At 71.2% G+C, this 20718-nt stretch carries 14 protein-coding genes; 4 read left to right on the top strand and 10 right to left on the bottom strand.

Features of this window, described 5'->3' with window-relative positions; translation table 11 throughout:
* The first annotated feature begins 39 nt into the window (after positions 1 to 39).
* Positions 40 to 1272 carry a citrate synthase gene (locus AC07FY_RS25040; RefSeq protein ID WP_479009962.1) on the top strand — a complete coding sequence of 411 codons (1233 nt, stop codon included), beginning with the start codon at positions 40 to 42 and terminating at the stop codon, positions 1270 to 1272.
* A 43-nt stretch (positions 1273 to 1315) separates the two neighbouring features.
* Here AC07FY_RS25040 and AC07FY_RS25035 read toward each other — a convergent pair whose 3' ends face one another.
* The 6 genes from AC07FY_RS25035 to AC07FY_RS25010 all read right to left on the bottom strand — a co-directional run bounded on the left by AC07FY_RS25035 (position 1316) and on the right by AC07FY_RS25010 (position 12048).
* Positions 1316 to 2923: a glycoside hydrolase family 13 protein gene (locus AC07FY_RS25035; RefSeq protein WP_479009959.1), complete on the bottom strand. Its 1608-nt coding sequence runs from the start codon at positions 2921 to 2923 to the stop codon at positions 1316 to 1318.
* Between the two features lie 149 nt (positions 2924 to 3072).
* On the bottom strand, positions 3073 to 3948 hold the full coding sequence (locus tag AC07FY_RS25030; RefSeq protein WP_479009957.1) for a carbohydrate ABC transporter permease: 876 nt from the start codon (positions 3946 to 3948) through the stop codon (positions 3073 to 3075).
* A gap of 15 nt (positions 3949 to 3963) precedes the next feature.
* Positions 3964 to 4911 (bottom strand): carbohydrate ABC transporter permease, encoded by a 948-nt coding sequence (locus AC07FY_RS25025; RefSeq protein ID WP_479009954.1) that lies wholly within the window; start codon positions 4909 to 4911, stop codon positions 3964 to 3966.
* 76 nt (positions 4912 to 4987) lie between these two features.
* Entirely contained in the window at positions 4988 to 6385 is a 1398-nt protein-coding gene (locus AC07FY_RS25020; protein WP_479009952.1) for an ABC transporter substrate-binding protein, read from the bottom strand.
* A gap of 223 nt (positions 6386 to 6608) precedes the next feature.
* Entirely contained in the window at positions 6609 to 7619 is a 1011-nt protein-coding gene (locus tag AC07FY_RS25015; protein WP_479009949.1) for a LacI family DNA-binding transcriptional regulator, read from the bottom strand.
* Between the two features lie 142 nt (positions 7620 to 7761).
* Entirely contained in the window at positions 7762 to 12048 is a 4287-nt protein-coding gene (locus tag AC07FY_RS25010; RefSeq protein WP_479009946.1) for a galactose-binding domain-containing protein, read from the bottom strand.
* Between the two features lie 230 nt (positions 12049 to 12278).
* On the opposite strand from AC07FY_RS25010, the gene AC07FY_RS25005 reads away from it, so the two are divergent.
* Together AC07FY_RS25005 and AC07FY_RS25000 are read left to right on the top strand one after the other, a co-directional pair.
* Positions 12279 to 13880, top strand: coding sequence for an ATP-binding protein (locus AC07FY_RS25005; RefSeq protein ID WP_479009943.1), 1602 nt, complete (start codon positions 12279 to 12281; stop codon positions 13878 to 13880).
* The gene (locus AC07FY_RS25000; protein ID WP_479009941.1) at positions 13877 to 14575 is read left to right on the top strand and encodes a DUF7342 family protein; all 699 of its coding nucleotides are present in this window, start codon (positions 13877 to 13879) and stop codon (positions 14573 to 14575) included. Before AC07FY_RS25005 ends, AC07FY_RS25000 begins: the two co-directional genes overlap by 4 nt.
* 7 nt (positions 14576 to 14582) lie before the next feature.
* Here AC07FY_RS25000 and AC07FY_RS24995 read toward each other — a convergent pair whose 3' ends face one another.
* The 3 genes from AC07FY_RS24995 to AC07FY_RS24985 all read right to left on the bottom strand — a co-directional run bounded on the left by AC07FY_RS24995 (position 14583) and on the right by AC07FY_RS24985 (position 18922).
* On the bottom strand, positions 14583 to 16175 hold the full coding sequence (locus AC07FY_RS24995) for a solute symporter family protein (RefSeq protein WP_479009939.1): 1593 nt from the start codon (positions 16173 to 16175) through the stop codon (positions 14583 to 14585).
* The gene (locus AC07FY_RS24990; protein ID WP_479009936.1) at positions 16172 to 16657 is read right to left on the bottom strand and encodes a DUF485 domain-containing protein; all 486 of its coding nucleotides are present in this window, start codon (positions 16655 to 16657) and stop codon (positions 16172 to 16174) included. Before AC07FY_RS24990 ends, AC07FY_RS24995 begins: the two co-directional genes overlap by 4 nt.
* A gap of 144 nt (positions 16658 to 16801) precedes the next feature.
* Positions 16802 to 18922 (bottom strand): DNA gyrase/topoisomerase IV subunit B, encoded by a 2121-nt coding sequence (locus AC07FY_RS24985; protein ID WP_479009933.1) that lies wholly within the window; start codon positions 18920 to 18922, stop codon positions 16802 to 16804.
* A gap of 447 nt (positions 18923 to 19369) precedes the next feature.
* Between AC07FY_RS24985 and AC07FY_RS24980 the strand changes: the two genes are divergently transcribed.
* The gene (locus AC07FY_RS24980; RefSeq protein WP_073909852.1) at positions 19370 to 19603 is read left to right on the top strand and encodes a DUF7455 domain-containing protein; all 234 of its coding nucleotides are present in this window, start codon (positions 19370 to 19372) and stop codon (positions 19601 to 19603) included.
* A 129-nt stretch (positions 19604 to 19732) separates the two neighbouring features.
* Here AC07FY_RS24980 and AC07FY_RS24975 read toward each other — a convergent pair whose 3' ends face one another.
* Complete coding sequence (locus tag AC07FY_RS24975) at positions 19733 to 20668, bottom strand: serine protease (RefSeq protein WP_479009929.1); 936 nt, start codon at positions 20666 to 20668, stop codon at positions 19733 to 19735.
* Positions 20669 to 20718 lie beyond the last annotated feature (50 nt).

Raw genomic sequence — 20718 nt, 5'->3', positions numbered from 1 at the left:
TGTCAATGTTGATTGAATCAATCTATGTAGGCTGCGTCCATGTATGAAGAGCGACGGCTCACCACCCGGCAGGCGGCGGCACTGCTCGGGGTCAAGCCCGCGACCGTGTACGCCTATGTGAGCCGCGGCCAGCTCAGCAGCCGGCGCGACCCGGTCGGCCGCGGCAGCACCTTCGACGCGGCCGAGGTGGAGGAGCTCGCCCGGCGCAGCCGCCGGGAGGCCGCGGCCCCGCCCTCCGGGGAGCTCTCCGTCCGCACCTCCCTCACGCTCATCGAGGGCGACCGCTACTACTTCCGCGGCGTGGACGCCGTGGGCCTGGCCTCGCGCTACCACTACGAGGAGGTGGCGGAGTGGCTCTGGACGGGGAACCTCCTCCCCGGTGCACGCTTCACCGCTCCACCGGAGCCGCTCGCCGCGGCCCGCAGGGCGGTGGAGGCCCTGCCCGCCGACAGCGGCCCGGTCGACCGGCTGCGGGTGGCCGTCGCCGCCGCCGCGGTCGCGGACCCGCTGCGCTTCGACCTGTCGGAGGAGGCCGTCCTGGGCTCCGCCCGCTGCCTGATCCCCACACTGGTCGGCGCCCTGCCGGAGCTGGGCCCGGCCCAGTGGCCCGGGGACGCCCGCACCGCCCGGCAGCTGTGGTCGCGGCTCACCGGCCGCGAGCCCGACCCCGACTCCCTGGCCGCCCTCGACCTGGCGCTGGCCCTGCTCGTCGACCACGACCTGGCCGCCTCCACCCTGGCCGTACGGGTGGCGGCGTCGGCTCGGGCCCATCCGTACGCGGCGGTGTCGGCCGGACTCGGCGCCCTGGAGGGCCCCCTGCACGGCGCGGCCGGGCGTCTGGCGCACCGGATGCTGGCGGAGGTGCTGGAGCGGGGCGGCGCCGCGCCGGTGGTGGCCGAGTACCTGCGGGCCGGCCGCCGCGTGCCGGGCCTCGGCCACCGGCTGTACCGGGGGGAGGACCCGCGGGCGACGGCGCTGTTCGAGCGGTTGGAGGGCCTGCCGCAGGCGGCCCCCGCGCTGGCCGCGGCCCGGGAGGTGGCCGCGGTGATGGGCCGGCAGGGCGGACCGCACGCCAACGTCGACCTGGCGCTTGCGGTGCTGACGCTGTCCTGCGGGATGGCGGCGGAGGCCGGGGAGACGGTCTTCGCGGTGGCGCGCACGGCGGGCTGGATCGCGCACGCGCTGGAGGAGTACCAGGAGCGGCCGCTGCGGATGCGGCCGAGCGGGCAGTACCAGGGACCCCGCCCGCCACGGCCGATGCCGATGCCGTGACCCACCGGCTCCCCCGTGCGGCGCCGGCGGTCCGGCCGCGGTGTCAGGCCCGCAGCCAGACCGCCGTGTCCTGCGGGAGCAGTCCTCCGTCCCCCAAGGGTGAGCTGCCCAGCAGGAGCCGGGTGTGGGCCGGCGGCGGGACCGGCGCCTCGGAGAGGTTCACCACGCAGACCAGCCCGTCGGGGCGGGTGAACGCCAGCACTCCGGGCGGCGCGTGCAGCCACTCCAGCGAGCCGCCGCCGAAGCCCGCCGCCGCGCGCCGCAGCCGGAGCGCCGTCCGGTAGAGGGTGAGCATCGAGTCCGGGTCGCCCTCCTGCCGTTCGGCTGCGTAGGCCGGCCAGTTCGCGGGCTGCGGCAGCCAGGGGTCGCTCCAGGGCTGCGCGGTCCAGGGCAGCGGGACCCGGCAGCCGTCGCGGCCCGGGTCGGTGCCGCCCGAGCGGAAGTGCATCGGATCCTGGATCCGGCTGACCGGTACGTCGGCTTCCGGCAGGCCCAGTTCCTCGCCCTGGTAGACGTACACCGACCCGGGCAGGGCCAGTGTCAGCAGGGCCGCGGCGCGGGCGCGCCGGGTGCCGAGTGCCAGGTCGGTCGGGGTCCCGAACGCCTTGGCGGCGAAGTCGAAGCCGGTCTCCGCGCGCCCGTAGCGGGTGACCGTGCGGGTCACGTCGTGGTTGCACAGCACCCAGGTGGCCGGGGCCCCGACGGGCGCGTGCTCGGCGAGCGTCTCCTCGATGCAGGTGCGCAGCCGCCGCGCGTCCCAGGGGCAACTGAGGAAGGAGAAGTTGAAGGCGGTGTGCAGTTCGTCGGGTCGCAGGTAGCGGGCGAAGCGCTCGGAGTCGGGCAGCCAGACCTCGCCGACGAAGACGGCGCCGTACTCGTCGGCGATGGCGCGCCAGGAGCGGTAGACGTCGTGCAGTTCGTCGCGGTCGATGTACGGGTGGGTCTCGCCCGGCCGGGGTTCCGGCGAGCGCCCCGCGAGGTCGGGCAGGGCCGGGTCCTTCGCGAGGAGGGCCGCCGAGTCGATGCGGACGCCGGCCACCCCCCGCTCGAACCAGAAGCGCAGGACCTCCTCGTGCTCGCGGCGGACGGCGGGGTGGTCCCAGTTGAGGTCGGGCTGCTGCGGGGTGAAGAGGTGCAGGTACCACTCGCCGTCCGGGACCCGCGTCCAGGTGGCGGCGCCGTTGAACTGCGACGGCCAGTCCCCGGGCGGCAGTTCGCCGTGCTCGCCCCGGCCGGGGCGGAAGTGGAAGAGCTTCCGCTCCGGGCTGCCGGGACCGGCCGCGAGGGCGGCCCGGAACCAGGCGTGCTGGTCGGACACGTGGTTCGGGACGATGTCGACGAGGGTGCGGATGCCCAGCGCGCGGGCCTCGCAGATCAGCTTCTCGGCCTCCGCGAGGGTGCCGAAGGCGGGGTCGATGGTGCGGTAGTCGGCGACGTCGTAGCCTCCGTCGGCAAGCGGGGAGAGGTACCAGGGCGTGAACCACAGTGCGTCCACGCCGAGTTCCGCGAGGTAGGGCAGGCGGGCGCGGACGCCCGCGAGGTCACCGGTGCCGTCCCCGTCGCCGTCGGCGAAGCTGCGTACGTACACCTGGTAGATGGCGGCCGTACGCCACCAGTCGGCGGCGTCTTCGGGCAGGGGGAGGTCAGCCACGAGGGCTCCTTTCACGGGGGCGGCCGGGCGTGGCGGTGCGGGCGGCGGTGCGCGGGCGGTGATGCGCAGGTGGGGTGGCGTACGGCCGGTGGCGTACGGGCGGGTGGCGTACGGGCGGCAGGCCCCCGGCGCTGGTGTGCCGCCGCCGGTCAGCCCTTGAGGGAGCCCGCCGTCAGGCCGCTCATGATGTTGCGCTGGAACAGCAGGAAGATGAGGAGGGTGGGCGCGGAGGCCATCGCGAGTGCGGCGATGAGGTGGTTCTCCGGGACTCCCGAGGCCAGCGAGTAGATCCCGACGTTCAGCGTCTGCAGCGCCGGGTCGGGAAGGGTGAGCATCGGCCAGAGGAAGTCCTTCCAGACGCCGACGATCGCGAAGATCGACACGACGCCCAGGACGGGCCTCGACATGGGCAGGACGATCGAGCGCAGCGTGCGGACCGCGTTCGCCCCGTCGATGGCGGAGGCGTCGAGGATCTCCTGCGGGATGGAGTCGAAGAACCGCTTCAGCAGGAAGATGTTGAAGGCGTTGGTGACGGACGGCAGCCAGATCACCCAGGGCGTGTTCAGCAGGTTCCGCTCGATGAGCGGCATGTCGAGCACGGTGAGGTACTGCGGGACGACCAGGACGGTGGCGGGGATCATCAGGGTCGCCAGCATCATGCCGAGGACGGCTTTGCCCAGGACGGGGCGCAGCTTGGACAGCGAGTAGGCGGCGGCCACGTCCAGGACGAGCTGGAAGGCCAGCGCCCCGAAGGCGTAGTAGAGGGTGTTGACCAGCAGCTTGGCTAGGTCCATCACCTTCCAGGCGGCCGTGTAGTTGGCGGTGTGCAGCGAGTCGGGCACGAGGGTCGGAGGGACCTGCGCGAACTCCTCGGTGCTCTTGAGCCCGTTCGAGACCATCCAGTAGAGGGGCCCGAGGAAGACGAGGGTGAAGCCGGCGAGGACCAGGGCGAGGGCGGTCCAGTACAGGACCCTGCCCCGGGTGCTGCTCCGCTTCATCGGGGAGATCAGGGTGCGCTCTGCCATGGGACGGGCTCCTTGTCAGCTCTCGTTGTCGCGGCTGAGGCGGACGTACAGCGCGGAGAAGCCCGCGAGCAGGACGAGCAGGCACAGGCCCAGGGCCGCGGCGCCGCCGTACTGGTTGAAGCTGAACGCGTACTGGTAGATCAGGACGACGACGGTGGTGGTCGAGCCCTCGGGGCCCGCCCCTCCGGTCAGCAGGAACGGTTCGACGAACACCTGCATGGTGGCGATGATCTGCATCAGCAGCATCAGCGAGAGGATCAGCTTGGTCTGGGGGATCGTGACGTGCCAGACCTTGCGCAGGAGCCCGGCCCCGTCGAGTTCGGCGGCCTCGTACAGCTCGCCGGGTATCCCCTGGAGGGCGGCCAGGTAGATCAGGGTCGCCCCGCCCATGTTCATCCAGGTGGAGGCGAGGACGACGGAGAGCATCGCGGTGTCGGTGGACTGGAGCCAGTCCTGCGCGGGGAGGTGCAGGAATTCCAGCGCCCTGTTGAAGAGTCCGTGACCGGGGTCGTAGAAGTACTTGAAGAGCAGGACCGAGGCGACCGGCGGCAGCATCACCGGCAGGTAGACGAGCAGCCGCAGATAGCCCTGCCCGTGCCGGAACTCGTTCAGCACCAGGGCGACCACGAAGGGGACCGCGAAGCCGAGGAGCAGGGCCAGCCCGCTGAAGAGCAGGGTGTTGCGCCACGCCTGCCAGAAATTCGGATCCCCGAAGACATAGGCGAAGTTTTCCCAGCCGACCCACCGGGTGGTGCCGTCCTCGGTCTTCTGGAAGGCCAGCAGGAACTCCCGGACCATGGGGTACCAGGAGAAGAAGGAGAAGCACAGGACGGCGCCGATCACGAAGCCGTGGGCCGTGAGGTTCCGCTTGAGCGCCCGGAGGAACTCCGCGCGCCGGGGCCGGGGCACGGCTCCCGCGCGCGGGGACCGGGGCACGGCTCGGGTCAGGGTGGGGGCCGGCATCGCCGCTCGCTCCTCGATGGTCGTCGTCTTCGCTGTCCGGGAGGCGGGGGTCCCCGGCGGGGACCCCCGGCCGCCGCTACTGGTTCCCCAGCACCTGGTTGACCGCCTTCTCGGCGTCGCCGAGGAGTTGCGCGGGATCCGCGTCCTTGTTGGTGAGGACACCCGACATCACCTTGTCGAGGACCTTGTAGACCTCCTGCGCCTTCACCGGTTCCGGCTTGCCGGGCACGGGGTTGTCCAGGAACGCCTTGAAGTTGGCGACGGGCATGGTGGCGCTCGCCGCCTTGAGCTCGTCGTCCTTGGCCTTGCTGGCGCCGGTGAAGAACGCGGGCTGCGGAAGGCCGACCGGGAGGCCGTCGGCCTTGCTGCGGTCGTACTGGAACTGGCCCTTGCCGACCGAGAGGGTCTTGAAGTTCAGCCAGGCGATGGCGGCCTTGACCTTGTCGGGAGAGCTGCCCTTCTTGATCATGTAGCCGTTGCCGCCGGCCAGGGTGGCGGCGCCGCCGGGGATCGGCCCCATGCCGAAGTTGTCGTACTCCGCACCGAGCTGCTGGACCATGTAGGTGATGTCGTCGGGCGCGGCGAGGAACATGCCGAGCTTGTCCGAGGCCATCTGCTTCTGCAGGTCTCCCCACTTGAGGAGTTGGGTCCGGCCCATGCTGTCGTCCTCCCAGCGCATGGCGCGCAGGTTGTCGACGATCTGCCTGCCCGTGGGGTTGTTGAAGGCGGCCTTGCCGTCGGCGCCGACGACATCGCCGCCCATGCCGTACAAGGTGGCCGTGAAGTGCCAGCCGCCGGTGTTCTCGACGCTGTACTCGCCGAAGCCGGCGACCCCGTTGCCCAGCGAGGCGATCTTCTTCGCGGCCGCCCGGACCTCCTCCCAGCTGCGCGGCGGGGTGTCGGGGTCGAGGCCCGCCTGCTGGAAGAGCTTGCGGTTGACCAGCAGGCCCATCGTGTAGTTGCTGGTCGGCACGCCGTACAGCTTCCCGTCCCGCTTGAGGACGTCCAGGACGTTCTTGTCGATGTCGCCGAGCGCGGGCACCGAGGCGGGGGTGACGTACGCCGTGATGTCCTCGGCCCCGTCGTGGTCCAGCACCTGCTGGAGGTCGGTGAAGTACGCGTAGAAGACGTCCGGCTGGGACTTGGCCTTCAGCATCGCGGTGAAACGCGGCGGTTCCAGGCACTGGCCGGGGGTGGAGCGGCCCTCGATCGTGACGTTCGGGTAGGTCTTGTTGAACTCCGCCACGTCCTCCTTCCACTCCTTGAGCTCGGCCGCCTTCGCCGCGGGCGGCATGCAGTCGATGGAGAGCGTGACCTTCGTCTTCGGGTCGAGCGGGGCGGAGGCGTCGGCGGAACCGCCGGCGGACCGGGGCCGGTCGTCACCGCTGCTGCTGGTGCCACAGGCCGCGAGGGCGGTCACGGCGAGTGCGGAGGCGAGAGCGGCCGCGGCGGTACGGCGGACGTGGGATCTCATCGGTGGTCCCCTTCGAGCATCGGGCAGGAGGCGTGGGGGCGAGCGCGGCACACTCAACCACCGCCGACAGATGTACGCAAGATCTCGCGCAGATTTCGTAATACATCGACAGACCGCGCGCGGGCACCCGTCGAGGAACGCAAAAAGGGCTCCGGAAACGTCGGAAGGACGTTCACGGAGCCCTGGGCACCGCCGTCGCCGGCGTTGCCCCGGCGCAGGGTGGCTAACCGCGCGGTGCCTGCGCGGTGGAGCCGCGGACCACCAGCTCGGGTTCGAAGAGCAGCTCACCCGGCTGTACGGCGGCCCCCTGGATCTGCGCGGTCAGCAGTTCCACGGCGGCCCGGCCCATCGCCTCGATGGGCTGGCGGACGGTGGTCAGGGGCGGCTCGGTGCAGTTCATGAAGGCCGAGTCGTCATAACCGACGACGGAGACCTGCCGGGGCACGGCCAGCCCGCGGCGGCGGGCCGCCCGCACCGCGCCCAGCGCCAGCGGGTCGCTCGCGCAGATGATGCCGGTGACCCCCCGGTCCAGCAGTCGTGAGGCGGCCGCATGGCCCCCTTCCAGGGAGAACAGCGCCCGCTCCACATGGTCGGCCGGCAGTTCGGCGCCGGCCGCGGTGGCCACCGCCTGGGCGGCCACCAGCTTACGCAGCGAAGGCATGTGGTCGGGCGGACCCAGCACCAGGCCGATCCGCTCGTGGCCCAGGGAGGCCAGGTGCCGCCAGGCCTGTTCGACCGCCACCGCGTCGTCGCAGGCCACGCACGGGAAGCCGAGATCCTCGATCGAGGCGTTGATGAGGACCACCGGAACCTTGCGTTCGGACAGCAGCCGGTAGTGCTCGTGCGGTGCGTCGGCCTGCGCGAAGAGACCGCCGGCGAAGACGACCCCGGACACCTGCTGCTGGAGCAGCAGTTCCACGTAGTCGGCTTCCGAGACCCCGCCGGTGGTCTGCGTGCACAGCACCGGGGTCAGCCCCTGCTGGGCCAGCGCGCCTCCGATGACCTCGGCGAAGGCGGGGAAGATGGGGTTCTGCAGCTCCGGCAGGACCAGCCCGACCAGGCGGGCGCGCTCGCCGCGCAGCTGGGTGGGGCGCTCGTACCCGAGGACGTCCAGCGCGGTGAGCACGGACTGGCGGGTCGCCTCCGAGACGCCCGGCTTGCCGTTGAGCACCCGGCTGACCGTTGCCTCGCTGACCCCCACCTTCTTCGCCACTTGAGCAAGTCGTCGCGTCATGTGCGCAAGACTAGCGCAAGCCATGCAAGTTCCTTGCAGGCCGATTGCAGCCAGTTTGACGTACGCGGACCGGCTCCGAAAGGGGTCGGGCGGACGGCAGGGCGGGACACCCCACGGGTGCCCCGCCCGGGCGCAGGCCCCGCTAGGGCAGCCGGTTGATCCGGAACGTCGAGGTCGTGTTGCGTATGTCCACGGCGTTGTCGCTCGTCTTCAGGTTGTGGAACGTGACCTCACCGACCGCCGGTCCCTGCCCCGCCTCGGGCATCTCGTTCGCCCAGACGCCGAAACCGGACTTCGCATCGAAGGCGTCGCCGCTCTTCTTCGCCCCCGTGATGGTGATGTCCCGCAGGACGGTGTCCTTGATGGGGTTGACCGGCTGCCCGCCGACGTACTGCGTCTGGAACATGATTCCGCTGTAGGTCGGGTCGACGATGTCGACGTTGTTGATCCGGATTCCCTGGAACACCTTCGACGCCGAGAACAGCCAGATGCCGGGGAAGGTCTGCGCCCCCCAGAAGTGGCCTCCCGACCGGACGACCGAGATGTTCTCGAAGGTCGTCGGATCCGTGCCGAAGCCGTTCATCGGGTAGCCGAAGTCCAGCGAGCTGATGGTGATGCCCGAGTAGACGAGGGTGTCGGCGATGTGGATGTTGCGGAAGGTGTTGTTGTAGCCGCCGTAGACGGCGATACCGGCCGCGCGCCAGGTCAGGATCGTGGTCAGGTTCTCGTAGACGTTGTTCTTCATGTCGGCGCCGCCCGCGTCGATCGCGGAGAACAGCGCGAAGCTGTCGTCGCCCGTGGCCCGCGCCTCGTTGTTCGTCACGAGGTTGTCCGTGGAGCCGTTGGTCATGTTGATCCCGTCGGCGAACATGTTGCGGATCCGCGCGTTCTTGATGGTCATCCGGTCGGTGTTGGCACCCCAGTACAGGCACACCATGTGCTCGTTCCAGATGTTGTCGATCGTGATGTCGGAGACGTTGGAGAAGTCGAAGACCTTGCCCGGGCCGTCGATGCGCGAGGTGTAGTTGCCGAAGTAGCCGAAGCCGGAGAAGGACGAACCCTTCGCCGTGCCCTCCGCCCGCCAGCCGATGTCCGTGTTGTCCTGCGAGGACGGGGCGTGGAAGCGGGTGAACCACGGCCCGGCGCCCGCCACCTGCACGGCCTTGCCGTAGACCTGGAACTTGCTCGCCGTCTGGTAGTCACCCGGCGGCAGGTAGACGCCGACGAGCTTGCCGGTGGGGTCCATCCGGACCTTGTCCAGGGCGTTCTGCACGTCCTGGTGGGTGAAGCCGGCGGGCACGGCGTAGCTGGTCGGGTCCGGGTTGGGGAGCTGGACGGCCAGCTCCAGGCTGACGAAGTCGATCGCGTAGGTGGAGGTGTTCGCCGCGTCCTTCTGCAGGCGGATCCTGCTCCCCTGCGGGACGGTCTCGCCCAGCAGGATGTTGGCCTCGTCGTAGATGTGGCGCGGGGCGCCCGAGCCGGGCGAGTTGCCCGGAGAGGCCTCCGCGCCGTACAGCCAGGCGTACTTGGAGGTCAGCGGCAGCGCCTTCTTGAGCGTGCCGTTGACGTAGACGTTGATGGTGGAGTCGATGCCCCCGCCGCCCGGGGCGTCCGGGATGGAGAACCGCGTGACCAGGGTGTTGGTCGCGGCCCGGGTGGTGAACTCGACGTACTCGCCGGTGGCGTCGAGGTTCACGGCCTTGCGGCCCGAGGCCTCGCCCGCGATGTCACCGATCGTACGGTTGGGGCCGACCACGGCGGCCCCGCCGCCGACGGCCGCGTCCTCCGCCTCGTACATGTCGAAGGGCATGTTCGCCCCGCGGCCCACGAAGAGCGGCTTGGTGGAGACGTTGTTGCCGCGCTTGACCGGCAGTTCGTTGGCGTCGTCGGCGAGGACCACCTTGACGGTGTACTTGCCGTCGGCGGCCGGCCAGCTGCCGAGCGCGACCGGGGCCGAGGAGGCGCCCGCCGCGAGGGGGCCGCTGAAGGAGCCCGCCAGGGTACGGACGGTGGCGCCGGCCGCGTCCTGCAAGGTGAGGGTGATCCCGTGCGCGCCGGCGGCGGCCGCCACCGTGCCCTGGTTCTTCACCGTGACGGTGAAGCTCACCGGCTGCCCCGCGGAGGGGGCGCCGGGCGACCAGCCCACCGCGGAGGCGACCAGGTCGGAACTGTCGACCGGCCGAACCACCAGCGGCGGCCCGGTGAAGGAGTTGTTGCTGTCGTTCTGCTCGACGACGGTGTTCGCCTCGTCCACCACCGCGCCGAGCGGGTACGTCCCGGCGTCCCGCGGGCCGATCCCGGCGGTGACCGTGGTCGTCGCCCCCGCGGCGAGCGCGGGCACGTTCGCCGTGCCCGCCCGGGCGCCGCCCAGCTGGAACGAGACGGAGGTGGCCGCGGCCGCGGCCGGCCCGCTGTTCTTGACGGTGGCGGAGAGGGTGACGGCGTCCGACTCGACCGGGTTGGCCGGGGCGGCGCTCAGCGCGCTGACCTCCAGGTCGGGGTTGGGCGCCGGGACGCCGATGACCTGGAACTCGGCGAGCTGCCCGTTGGACGATCCGGTGTTGGCCGTGAAGCGCAGTTGCACGTCCGCGACGCGGGCGGTCAGCGGGATGGTGACGGTGTTGCCGGAGGCCGGGTCGAAGGCGTAGTCCCTGGCCGCGACCAGGGAGGTGGCCCCGGAGGCTCCCTGCTCCCGCCCGAGGACCTGGATGGTCTGGGTACGGGCGCCCCAGGCGCTGTCCGGGTTGAGCCTGAGGACGAGGCGGCTGAGGTCGGCGTTGGCTCCGAGCTTCACCGTGAGGGTGCTCGGGTAGGCCCCCGCCGCACCCTCCCAGTACGTGCTGGTGCTGTTGTCGTTGGCGTTCTCCGCGACGAAGGTGTGGATCACCGAGGAGCCGGTGATCGGCTTGCCGACGGCGAGGTTGGACCCGCCGCCTCCGTTTCCGTTGCGGGTCACGGTGTTGCTGTTGCCGGAGCGGTTGCCGGCGGCGTCCTTGGCGCGCACGAAGTAGCTGACGGTGGCGCCCGCGGGCTGGGTGTCGGTGTAGGTGGTGGCGCTTCCGGCGACGGTGGTGCGCAGCTGGTTGTCGGCGAAGACCTCGTAGCCGGTGACGCCGACGTTGTCGGTGGCCGCCTGCCAGGTCAGCTTGATCTGGCCGGTGGCGGGCTCGGTGAGGGCGAGCGAGCCGGGAGCGGTCGGTGCCTGGGTGTCACCGGTGTTCCCGGTGCGGGTGACGGTGTTGCTGTTCGGGGACTGGTTGCCGGCGGCGTCCTTGGCACGCACGAAGTAGCTGACGGTGGCGCCCGCGGGCTGGGTGTCGGTGTAGGTGGTGACGTTCCCGGCGACGGTGGTGCGCAGCTGGTTGTCGGCGAAGACCTCGTAGCCGGTGACGCCGACGTTGTCGGTGGCCGCCTGCCAGGTCAGCTTGATCTGGCCGGTGTCGGGCTCGCTGTGCGCGAGCGCGGCCGGAGCCGTGGGTGCCTGGGTGTCACCGGTCTGCGGGCCGTAGATCTCCAGCTCGGAGAGCTGGCCGCCCGGCTGGGCGGAGTTGAGCGAGATCAGCACGCGGACGTAGCGGGTGGTGGCCGGGTCGAAGGTGAGGGTGGCGGCGTTGCCGCCGGCCGCGTTGAAGTCGTACCCGCGCGAGGCGGTCAGGTCGGTGAACTCCGAGCCGTTGGCGCTGCCCTGGAGTTTCAGCGTCTGGGTGCGCGGCCCCCAGCCCTCGGGCAGCCGCAGGACCACGCGGTCCACGCGGACGGAGGCCCCGAGGTCGGCCTGGATCCACTGGGGCAGGGCGTTGTTGGCGCTCTCCCAGTAGCTGGCGGTGTTCCCGTCGTTGGCGTTCGCCGGGAGGTAGACCTGGGTGCTGCTACTGGCGGTCAGGGTCTTGCCGAGCGCCAGGTTGGCGGAGGAACCGCCGGGGGTGCGGACCTCCAGTTCGGACAGCTGCGCGGCCTGCCAGCCGGTGTTCGCGGTGATGTCGATCCGCACGTACCGGGTCTGGGTGGCGGGGAAGGTGAGGGTCACCGCGTTGCCGCCGGCCGGGCTGAAGGTGTGGGAGGCGGAGCCGACCAGGGTGCTGAAGGAGGTGCCGTCGGCGCTGCCCTGGACAGACAGGGTCTGGTTGCGGCTCTCCCAGGTCGCGGGCAGTTTGAGCACGACCTGGTCGACGCGGGTGGTCGCGCCGAGATCCGTCTGCACCCATTGCGGGAGGGTCCCGCCGGCGCTCTCCCAGTAGGTCGACTGGTCGCCATCGGTGATGTGAGCGGGCCCGTAGGCGCCATTGCTGCTGCTCGCGGTCGCGGGGCGGCCCGCGGCGATGCTCGGACCACCGGCGGCCACCGCGGTCAGGGCGGGCCAGCCCGTCGTCAGCAGGAGTGTGGTGAGGACGGCGGCGAGTGCCCGCCACCTCCAGGTGAGCCTTCTCATGTGTCCTCGTCCCTCGGCATGGGTTTTCTGAACCAGGTGAGACAGGAATTTGCGGAGTGCCGTGCGAGAATTGCAGAGCAGTGCCCAGTCGTCTACCACTCTGACCGCACATTCCTGGCCTCATCCTTTGCGCAAGCTGCACGCAAACCACGCAAGTGATTTGCGTGCACGAGGGAATTCCGCTGGTGGCCCAAGCCGACCTACCGTTGCTTCTCATGCGGTTCCCCCTCATGAGCGCTCGGCGCCTCGGGCTGCCCAGACGGGCCGTCTCGCAGATCCTGCTGACCCAGCTGGCCATCGCCGGCGGGGTCGTTCTGCTGGCCACCGGGCTGTTCCTGGCGCCACTGAGCGCGCAGCTGGACGACCAGGCCATGCGCCGCGCCCTGGCCATCGCGCAGAGCGCGGCGGCCGACCCCTCGCTCGCCGCCGACCTACTGGCTTCCCGGGCCTCCGAGGACAGCCCTGTGCAGTCCACGGCCGAACGGGTCCGCCGCGCCACCGGCGCCGAGTACGTGGTCGTCCTCGACCTGGACGGCATCCGCCGCTCGCACCCCAGCCCCGACCGGATCGGGCTGCCCGTCTCCACCGATCCCGGGGACGCCCTGGCGGGCCGCGAGGTCATGGAGATCGACGACGGGACCCTGGGCCGCTCGGCCCGCGGCAAGGTGCCGCTGCTGGCCGCCGACGGCGAGATCGTCGGCGCGGTCTCGGTCGGCATCGCCTACGACGGCGTCCGCGACCGGCTGCTCGGAGCCATCCCCGGCCTGCTGGCCTACGCGGGCGGAGCACTCGCGGTGGGCGCCCTCGCCGCCTACCTGCTGTCCCGCAGGATCCACCGGCAGACCCGTGACCTCGCCTTCTCCGATATCGCGGGCCTGCTCGCCGAGCGCGAGGCGATGCTGCACTCCATCCGCGAGGGTGTGATCGCCCTGGACCGCACGGACCGGATCCGGCTGGTCAACGACGAGGCCGCCCGCCTGCTCGGCCTGGCGCCGGAGTCCGCCGCCTCCCTCGCCGGGCGCCCGCTGGAGGAGGTACTGGGCGCGGGCCGCACCGCCGACGTCCTTGCCGGCCGGGTCACGGGCCGCGACCTGGTCGCCGTCCAGGGTCCGCGGGTCCTGGTCGCCAACCGGATGCCCACGGAGGACGGCGGCGCCGTCGCCACCCTGCGCGACCGCACCGAGCTCGAGCACCTGGGCCGGGAGCTCGACTCCACCCGGGGCCTGATCGACGCCCTGCGCGCCCAGGACCACGAGCACGCGAACCGCCTCCACACCCTCCTCGGCCTGCTGGAGCTGGGGTTGCACCAGGAGGCCGCGGAGTTCGTCACGGAGGTCGTCGGGGTGCACCGCACCACCGCCGAACAGGTCACCGAGAAGGTCCGCGACCCCCTGCTGGCAGCCCTGCTCGTGGGCAAGGCGGCGGTCGCGGCGGAGCGCGGCGTCCCCTTGCGCCTGGCCGCGGCCACCTTCCTCCCCGACCGCGTGGTCGCCCCCGGGGGGCTCGTCACCATCCTCGGCAACCTGGTGGACAACGCCTTGGACGCCGCCGCCGGATCGGCGGCGCCCCTGGTCGAGGTGGAGCTCAGCGCGCAGGGCCGCACCGCCGTCCTGCGGGTGCGCGACAGCGGCCCCGGCGTTCCTGCCGCACGGCGCGAGGAGATCTTCACGGAGGGCTGGTCGACCAAGCAGCCCACAGCCCACCGCGAGCGCGGGCTGGGCCTCGCCCTCGTACGGCGTCTCGCGGAACGCCAGGGCGGCAGCGCCCGGGCCGGCGGGGCAGCGGACGGAGGGGCGGAGTTCTCCGTCGTACTCCCGGAGGCCCTGCGGTGAACGAGTCCCCGATCCACGTATTGGTCGTCGACGACGACATGCGTGTTGCCCGGATCAACGCGGCTTACGTGGCGAAGGTTCCCGGTTTCCGGGTCGCCTCCCAGGTGCATTCGGCGGTCGAGGCAATGGAGTTCCTCACGGCACAGCCCGTGGACCTGATCCTCCTCGACCACTACCTCCCGGACGGCCACGGCCTCGACCTCGTGCGTCGCCTGCGCGAACGGGGCCTGAACACCGATGTGATCATGGTGACGGCCGCCCGCGACCTGGCCACCGTCCAGGCCGCCATGCGCCTGGGCGCCCTGCAGTACCTGGTCAAACCCTTCACCTTCGCGGGTCTGCGCACGAAGTTGGAGGCGTACGGGACACTGCGCCGCACGCTGGAGACCGGCGGTGAGGCCGAACAGGCCGAGGTGGACCGCATCTTCGGCGCCCTGGCCGCGGCCGCGTCCCTCAACGACCTCCCCAAGGGCCACTCCCCCACCACGGCGGAAGCCGTCCGCCAGGTCCTGCTGACGGCCGAGGGCCCGCTCTCCACCCAGCAGATCGCCGACCGCGCGGGCATCAGCCGCCAGACCGCCCAGCGCTACCTGAAACTGCTGGACCGCACCGGCCGCGTCACGCTCGCCCTGCGCTACGGCGAGACCGGCCGCCCCGAGCACCGCTACGCCTGGCGCCCCTCCGACCCCTCCTGAACCGCACTCACACCGCCCCGGCTCCGGTCAGCGAACGCACCTCTGTCTCCGCGTGCCTGCGCTCATCCGCCTCCTCCCCGGAGGTGAGGGTGCCGAGCCAGCCCGCCACGAACCCCAGCGGGATCGAGACGATGCCCGGGTTCTGCAGGGGGAAGAGCTGGAAGTCCACGGCGGGGAAGAGGGATTCCGGGCTCCCCGAGACCACCGGCGACAGCACGACCAGCAGGACCGCCGGAACCAGGCCCCCGTACACCGACCAGACGGCCCCGCGCGTGGTGAAGGACCGCCAGAAGAGCGAGTACAGCAGCACCGGCAGGTTGGCAGAGGCGGCCACCGCGAAGGCCAGCCCCACCAGGAAGGCCACGTTGAGGTCCTGGGCGAGCAGCCCCAGCGCGATCGCCACCGCGCCGATCCCCACGGCCGCCGCCCGGGCCACGGCGACCTCGCTGCGCTGCCGGGCGTGCCGCCGCTTGAGGGAGGCGTACAGGTCGTGGGCCACCGACGCGGAGGAGGCGAGGGTGATCCCGGCGACCACGGCGAGGATGGTGGCGAACGCGATGGCGGCCACGAAGGCGAACAGCACCGCGCCCCCGGTGGAGCCGGCGCCGCCGCCGAGGAAGGCCGCGAGCAGCGGGACCGCCGTGTTCCCCGAAGCGTTGGAAGCCCGCACCTGATCCGGTCCCAGCAGGGCCGCCGCACCGAAGCCGAGCACGATGGTCATCAGGTAGAAGCCGCCGATCAGCGCGATCGCCCACACCACCGACCGGCGGGCGGCCCGGGCCGTGGGCACGGTGTAGAAGCGCGACAGGATGTGCGGCAGCCCGGCGGTGCCGAGGACCAGCGCGAGGCCCAGGCTCATGAAATCGAAGCGGGCGGTCCAGTCCCCGCCGTACTTCAGACCGGGGGCGAGGAAGCGCGGCCCGTGCCCGCTGCGGTCGGCGGCGGTGGTGAGCAGCTGGTCGAAGTTCCCGTGGAAGCGCAGGAGCACGAGCACGGTCAGGGTGACCGCCCCGCCCATCAGCAGCACGGCCTTCACGATCTGGATCCAGGTGGTGGCGCGCATCCCGCCGAAGGACACGTAGACCACCATCAGGGCGCCGACGCCGATCACCGCGAGCGTACGGGCCGTGGCGGTGGAGCTCCCGAGCAGCAGGCCGACCAGGCTGGCCGCGCCCACCATCTGCGCGACCAGGTACAGCACGGACACGACGACCGAGGAGGTGCCCGCCGCGATGCGCACGGGCCGCTCGCTCATCCGGGCGGCGACCACGTCGGCGAGGGTGAAGCGCCCGCAGTTGCGGACGAGTTCGGCGACCAGGAAGAGCACCACCAGCCAGGCGACGAGGAACCCCACCGAGTACAGCATTCCGTCGTAGCCGAAGAGGGCGATCAGTCCGGAGATGCCGAGGAAGGAGGCGGCGGACATGTAGTCGCCCGCGATGGCGAACCCGTTCTCCATGGGGGAGAACAGCCGCCCGCCCGCGTAGAACTCCTCCGCCGAGCCGTGCCGGTTGCGGCTGACCCAGGTGGTGATGCCCAGGGTCACCGCGATGAACACACTGAAGAGGATCAGCGCGAGCGTCTGGTGCTCGGTGGTCACCGGCCGGCCCCCTTCGCCCGGTTCCGCTCCTGGCCCCGCTCCTGCTCGAAGACGGTCCAGCGCAGGTCGAGGGCGGCCCGGTCCCGGCGCAGCCGCGCATGCCGGGCGTAGGCCCAGGTCAGCAGGAAGGTGCTGAGGAACTGGCCGAGCCCCGCCACCATGGCCACGTTGACCGCACCCGCGACGGGCCGGGCCATCAGGCCGGGCGCCGCGGTGGCGGCGACCACGTAGGCGACGTACCAGAGGAAGAAGCCGGCGGTCGCCGGGACGACGAACCCTCGGTAGCGGCTGCGGACTTCCTGGAAGGCCGCGCTGCGCTGCACTTCGAGGTAGATGTCGGCCGCGCCGTGCGCGGGGTGCCCGCCGGGGGCCGGGTGGGGCGGGGCGCTGTCCCCGCCCTCGCCCCATCCGACGGCCAGCGCGTCGTACCAGGGGTCGTCCAGCCGGATCGTTCCGGCATCGCGACCTGCGTGCTTGTCCACCGAACTCTCCTTGTCCGCCGCCGCAGTGGCCGCGTGCTCCCAAGGATGTGCCGGGTGGTCGCTTTCCGGACTGGCGTCCCGTCGCTCTTCACTCCTTCAGGTGATGGAGCGAAGAGCGGCGGTGTGCGAGGAACCCCCGCCGTGTCAGGCGTCGATGCGCGAGCGGTCCAAGGTGGCCGCGGAGCTGGTGATGAACTCCTTGCGCGGGGCCACCTCGTTGCCCATGAGCAGGTCGAAGACCGTCTCGGCCGAGTCGAGGTCGCCGATGTTGATCCTGCGCAGGGTCCGGAAGCGGGGGTCCATCGTGGTCTCCGCCAGCTGGTCCGCGTCCATCTCGCCGAGGCCCTTGTAGCGCTGGATCGAGTCCTTGTACCGGATGTTCTTGCGCTGGTACTCGAGCAGGGTCTGGCGCAGTTCGTTGTCCGAGTAGGTGTAGACGTACTTGTCCTGGCCCTTCTTCGGCTGGACCAGCTCGATCCGGTGCAGCGGCGGCACGGCCGCGAACACCCGGCCCGCCTCGACCATCGGACGCATGTACCGCTGGAAGAGCGTGAGCAGCAGGCAGCGGATGTGCGCGCCGTCCACATCGGCGTCGACGAGCAGGACGATCTTGCCGTAGCGGGCGGCGTCGATGTCGAAGGTCCGGCCCGAGCCCGCTCCTATGACCTGGATGATCGCCCCGCACTCGGCGTTCTTGAGCATGTCGGAGACCGAGGACTTCTGGACGTTGAGGATCTTGCCGCGGATGGGCAGGAGCGCCTGGAACTCGGAGTTGCGGGCGAGCTTCGCCGTGCCGAGGGCGGAGTCCCCCTCGACGATGAAGAGCTCGCTGCGGTCCACGTCGTCGCTGCGGCAGTCGGCGAGCTTGGCCGGCAGCGAGGAGGACTCCAGCGCGGTCTTGCGGCGCTGCGCCTCCTTGTGCTGGCGGGCGGCGATCCTGGTCCGGGCCGCCGCGACGATCTTCTCCATCACCGAGCGCGCCTGCTGCTTGTCGTCGCGCTTGGTGGAGGTGAGGAAGGCCTTCAGCTCCTTGGCGACCACGGCGGAGACGATCCGGGTCGCGGCCGAGGTGCCGAGGACCTCCTTGGTCTGGCCCTCGAACTGGGGCTCGGCGAGGCGGACGGTGACGACGGCCGTCATGCCCTCCATCGCGTCGTCCTTGACGACGTCGTCCTCGGCGACGCGCAGCAGCTTCGCCGAGCGCAGCACCTCGTTGACGGTCTTGGTGACCGAGCGCTCGAAGCCGGAGACGTGGGTGCCGCCCTTGGGGGTGGCGATGATGTTGACGAAGGACTTGACGTTGGTCTCGTAGCCCGTGCCCCAGCGCAGGGCGATGTCCACGCCGAGCTCGCGGGTGACCTCGGTGGGGGTCATGTGGCCGCGGTCGTCGAGGACCGGGACGGTCTCCTTGAAGGTGCCCGTACCAGTCAGGCGCAGGACGTCGCAGACGGCCTTGTCCTGGGCGAGGTAGTCGCAGAACTCGCTGATGCCCCCATCGAAGCGGAACGTCTCCTCGGTCTTGCCCGCCCCGTCGATGCCCCGCTCGTCGCGGACGACCAGGGTCAGGCCGGGAACGAGGAAGGCGGTCTGGCGGGCACGCTGGTAGAGCGTCTCCAGGTTGAGCCGGGCGTCCTTGAGGAAGATCTGCCGGTCGGCCCAGTAACGGACCCTGGTCCCGGTTTTCCCCTTGGTGATGCGCTTGATCTTGCGCAGGCCGTTCGCGGGGTCGAAGGGGCTGTCGGGGCCCTGCTCGGTGAACATCCCCGGAACGCCGCGGCGGAAGCTGATCGCGTGCGTGGAGCTGCCGCGGTCCACCTCGACGTCCAGCCGGGCCGAGAGGGCGTTGACCACCGAGGCGCCGACGCCGTGCAGGCCGCCGGAGGCCGCGTAGGAGCCGCCGCCGAACTTGCCGCCGGCGTGCAGCTTGGTCATGACGACCTCGACGCCGGACAGGCCGGTCTTGGGCTCGACGTCCACGGGGATGCCGCGGCCGTTGTCGCGGACCTCCACGGAGGCGTCCTCGTGGAGGATCACCTCGATGTGGTCGCAGTAGCCGCCCAGGGCCTCATCGACGGAATTGTCGATGATCTCCCACAGGCAGTGCATCAGGCCCCGGCTGTCGGTGGAGCCGATGTACATGCCGGGGCGCTTGCGGACTGCCTCCAGCCCTTCGAGGACGAGCAGGTGCCGCGCGGTGTAGTTGGAGCCGTCCCGGTCTGCTCCGGACAGCAGCGCGCTGGAAGGCACGGACGTGTCGGCGGTCACGCAGTTCGCTCCTCGCTGAATTTCTTTTCTGGCCCGGTGGGGCGCAGGGGTGGCTCGGTTGCCCGTCGAAGGGTACCGAGGCCAGGTAGAGCCGATGCAACGCCACCCTCGCGCGTTGGGCAGCCTAGTGCAGATCCGCACGGTTGTTCGATCCCCCGTGGGGGTGAAGGAAACATCACGTTCCCTTCCAGGCATGAACCATTTAGTGTTCGGGCACGTCCTCATGAACAACCTGGCGCTTCGCCGGGGGAGGATGGAACTGCAACGAGCGAACGACTGACAACGCGAAACCGTAAAGCAACGCAATACGGCTCCTTCGCCGCCAACCGGCAGCAGCCGGCCAGCTTCGGAAGGAAGTTTCGAGGAAAAGCCGCGAGCGGGAACGTTTTCGGCCTGGTTGGATGTTGACCCTGGTACGACAGCTCGTCGAGCTAGAGAAGAGGCGACGTGACTACTGTTCTGACACCCGCGACCCCGCTGACGGCCGCTGACCGATGCGACCGTTGCGGCGCCCAGGCATATCTGCGCGTCGTCCTGCTGAGCGGTGGTGAACTGCTCTTCTGCGCCCACCACGGACGCAAGTTCGAGCCGGAACTCAAGAAGATCGCCGCGGAAATACAGGATGAGACCGAGCGGCTTACGTCCGCTCCGGCCGCCCAGGCCGAACCCGAGGACCGCTGACACAGGCCTGTTCCTCGCATCCGACGAGCCAGGACCGGCCAGGCCGGTCGACGGGCGGCACCCCTGAGACCCAGGGGTGCCGCCCGTCCTCACGTCCGGATTCCGCCGCGGCTCCCCCGCGGCCCCTCGCTACGGCGTCCGGGCCGCCCGATACCCCTCCACAGGCCCTGTACCGGGCCGGGAGGGCCTCTCGAGGGTCGCCCCGCCCTCCCGGACCCCGGCAGGCTGCGCGCCCCTCTCCGAGCCCGTCACGAAGTCGACGAGCGGAGCGATGCGCGTGTACACCCCCGGGCTGTCCGCCCGCCCGCAGCCGCGCCCCCACGACACCAGGCCGATGAGCCGCCCCTGGGCCACCAGCGGACCCCCGCTGTCCCCCTGGCAGGCGTCCTTGCCGCCGCCGTCGTCGCCCGCGCACACCATCGATTCCGCCCGGTACTGCCCGCTCTCGTCCCCCGGATAGGCCCGCTCGCAGACCTCGTCCGCCAGGACGGTCACCGGGGCGGCCCGCAGCCCGTACGCGTAGTCACCGAAGCCGCTCGTGTCGCCCCAGCCGTACACGGCCGCCGCCGTCCCCGGCGCGTAGCCGGAGTGCCCAGCCGTGGCCATGGGGAGCACATGGTGCACGGGCAGTGACTCGGCGAGTTCGAGGACGGCCAGGTCACCGGCGTTGCTCGCGGCGTCGTACTCGGGGTTCACCCGCGCGCCACGGACGGCGATCTCCCGACCGTCCCCCGCCCGCAGCTCCGTGCGACCGGCGACCACCCGGAAGTCGCGGACCGACTCGACCGGCCCGCCCAGCACGTCGCGGCCCAGGCAGTGGGCCGCTGTCAGCACCTTCGAGGGGGCCACGACGACGCCGCCGCAGAACTGGCCGCCCCGCGTACCCCCGAACCGGTCACGGCTGGCGAGGGCCACCACCCAGGGGCTCTCGCCGACCTTCACCGGCTTGCCGCCGATCACGACGCTGTCGGCGGCCGCCCGGGGCGCCTGGGCCAGGGGCGCAGCGGCCGCTCCCGCCGCCAGGGTCAGCGCTCCCGCCAGGGCGCGGACAATGGGACGACGCATGAGGCCTCCTGACTCCGAGTGTGCATGACTCCACCCAGAGTGGGATGCCC

It is taken from the genome of Streptomyces sp. NPDC045967 (genome assembly GCF_056430495.1).
This window is presented reverse-complemented; position numbering and strand designations above follow the sequence as displayed.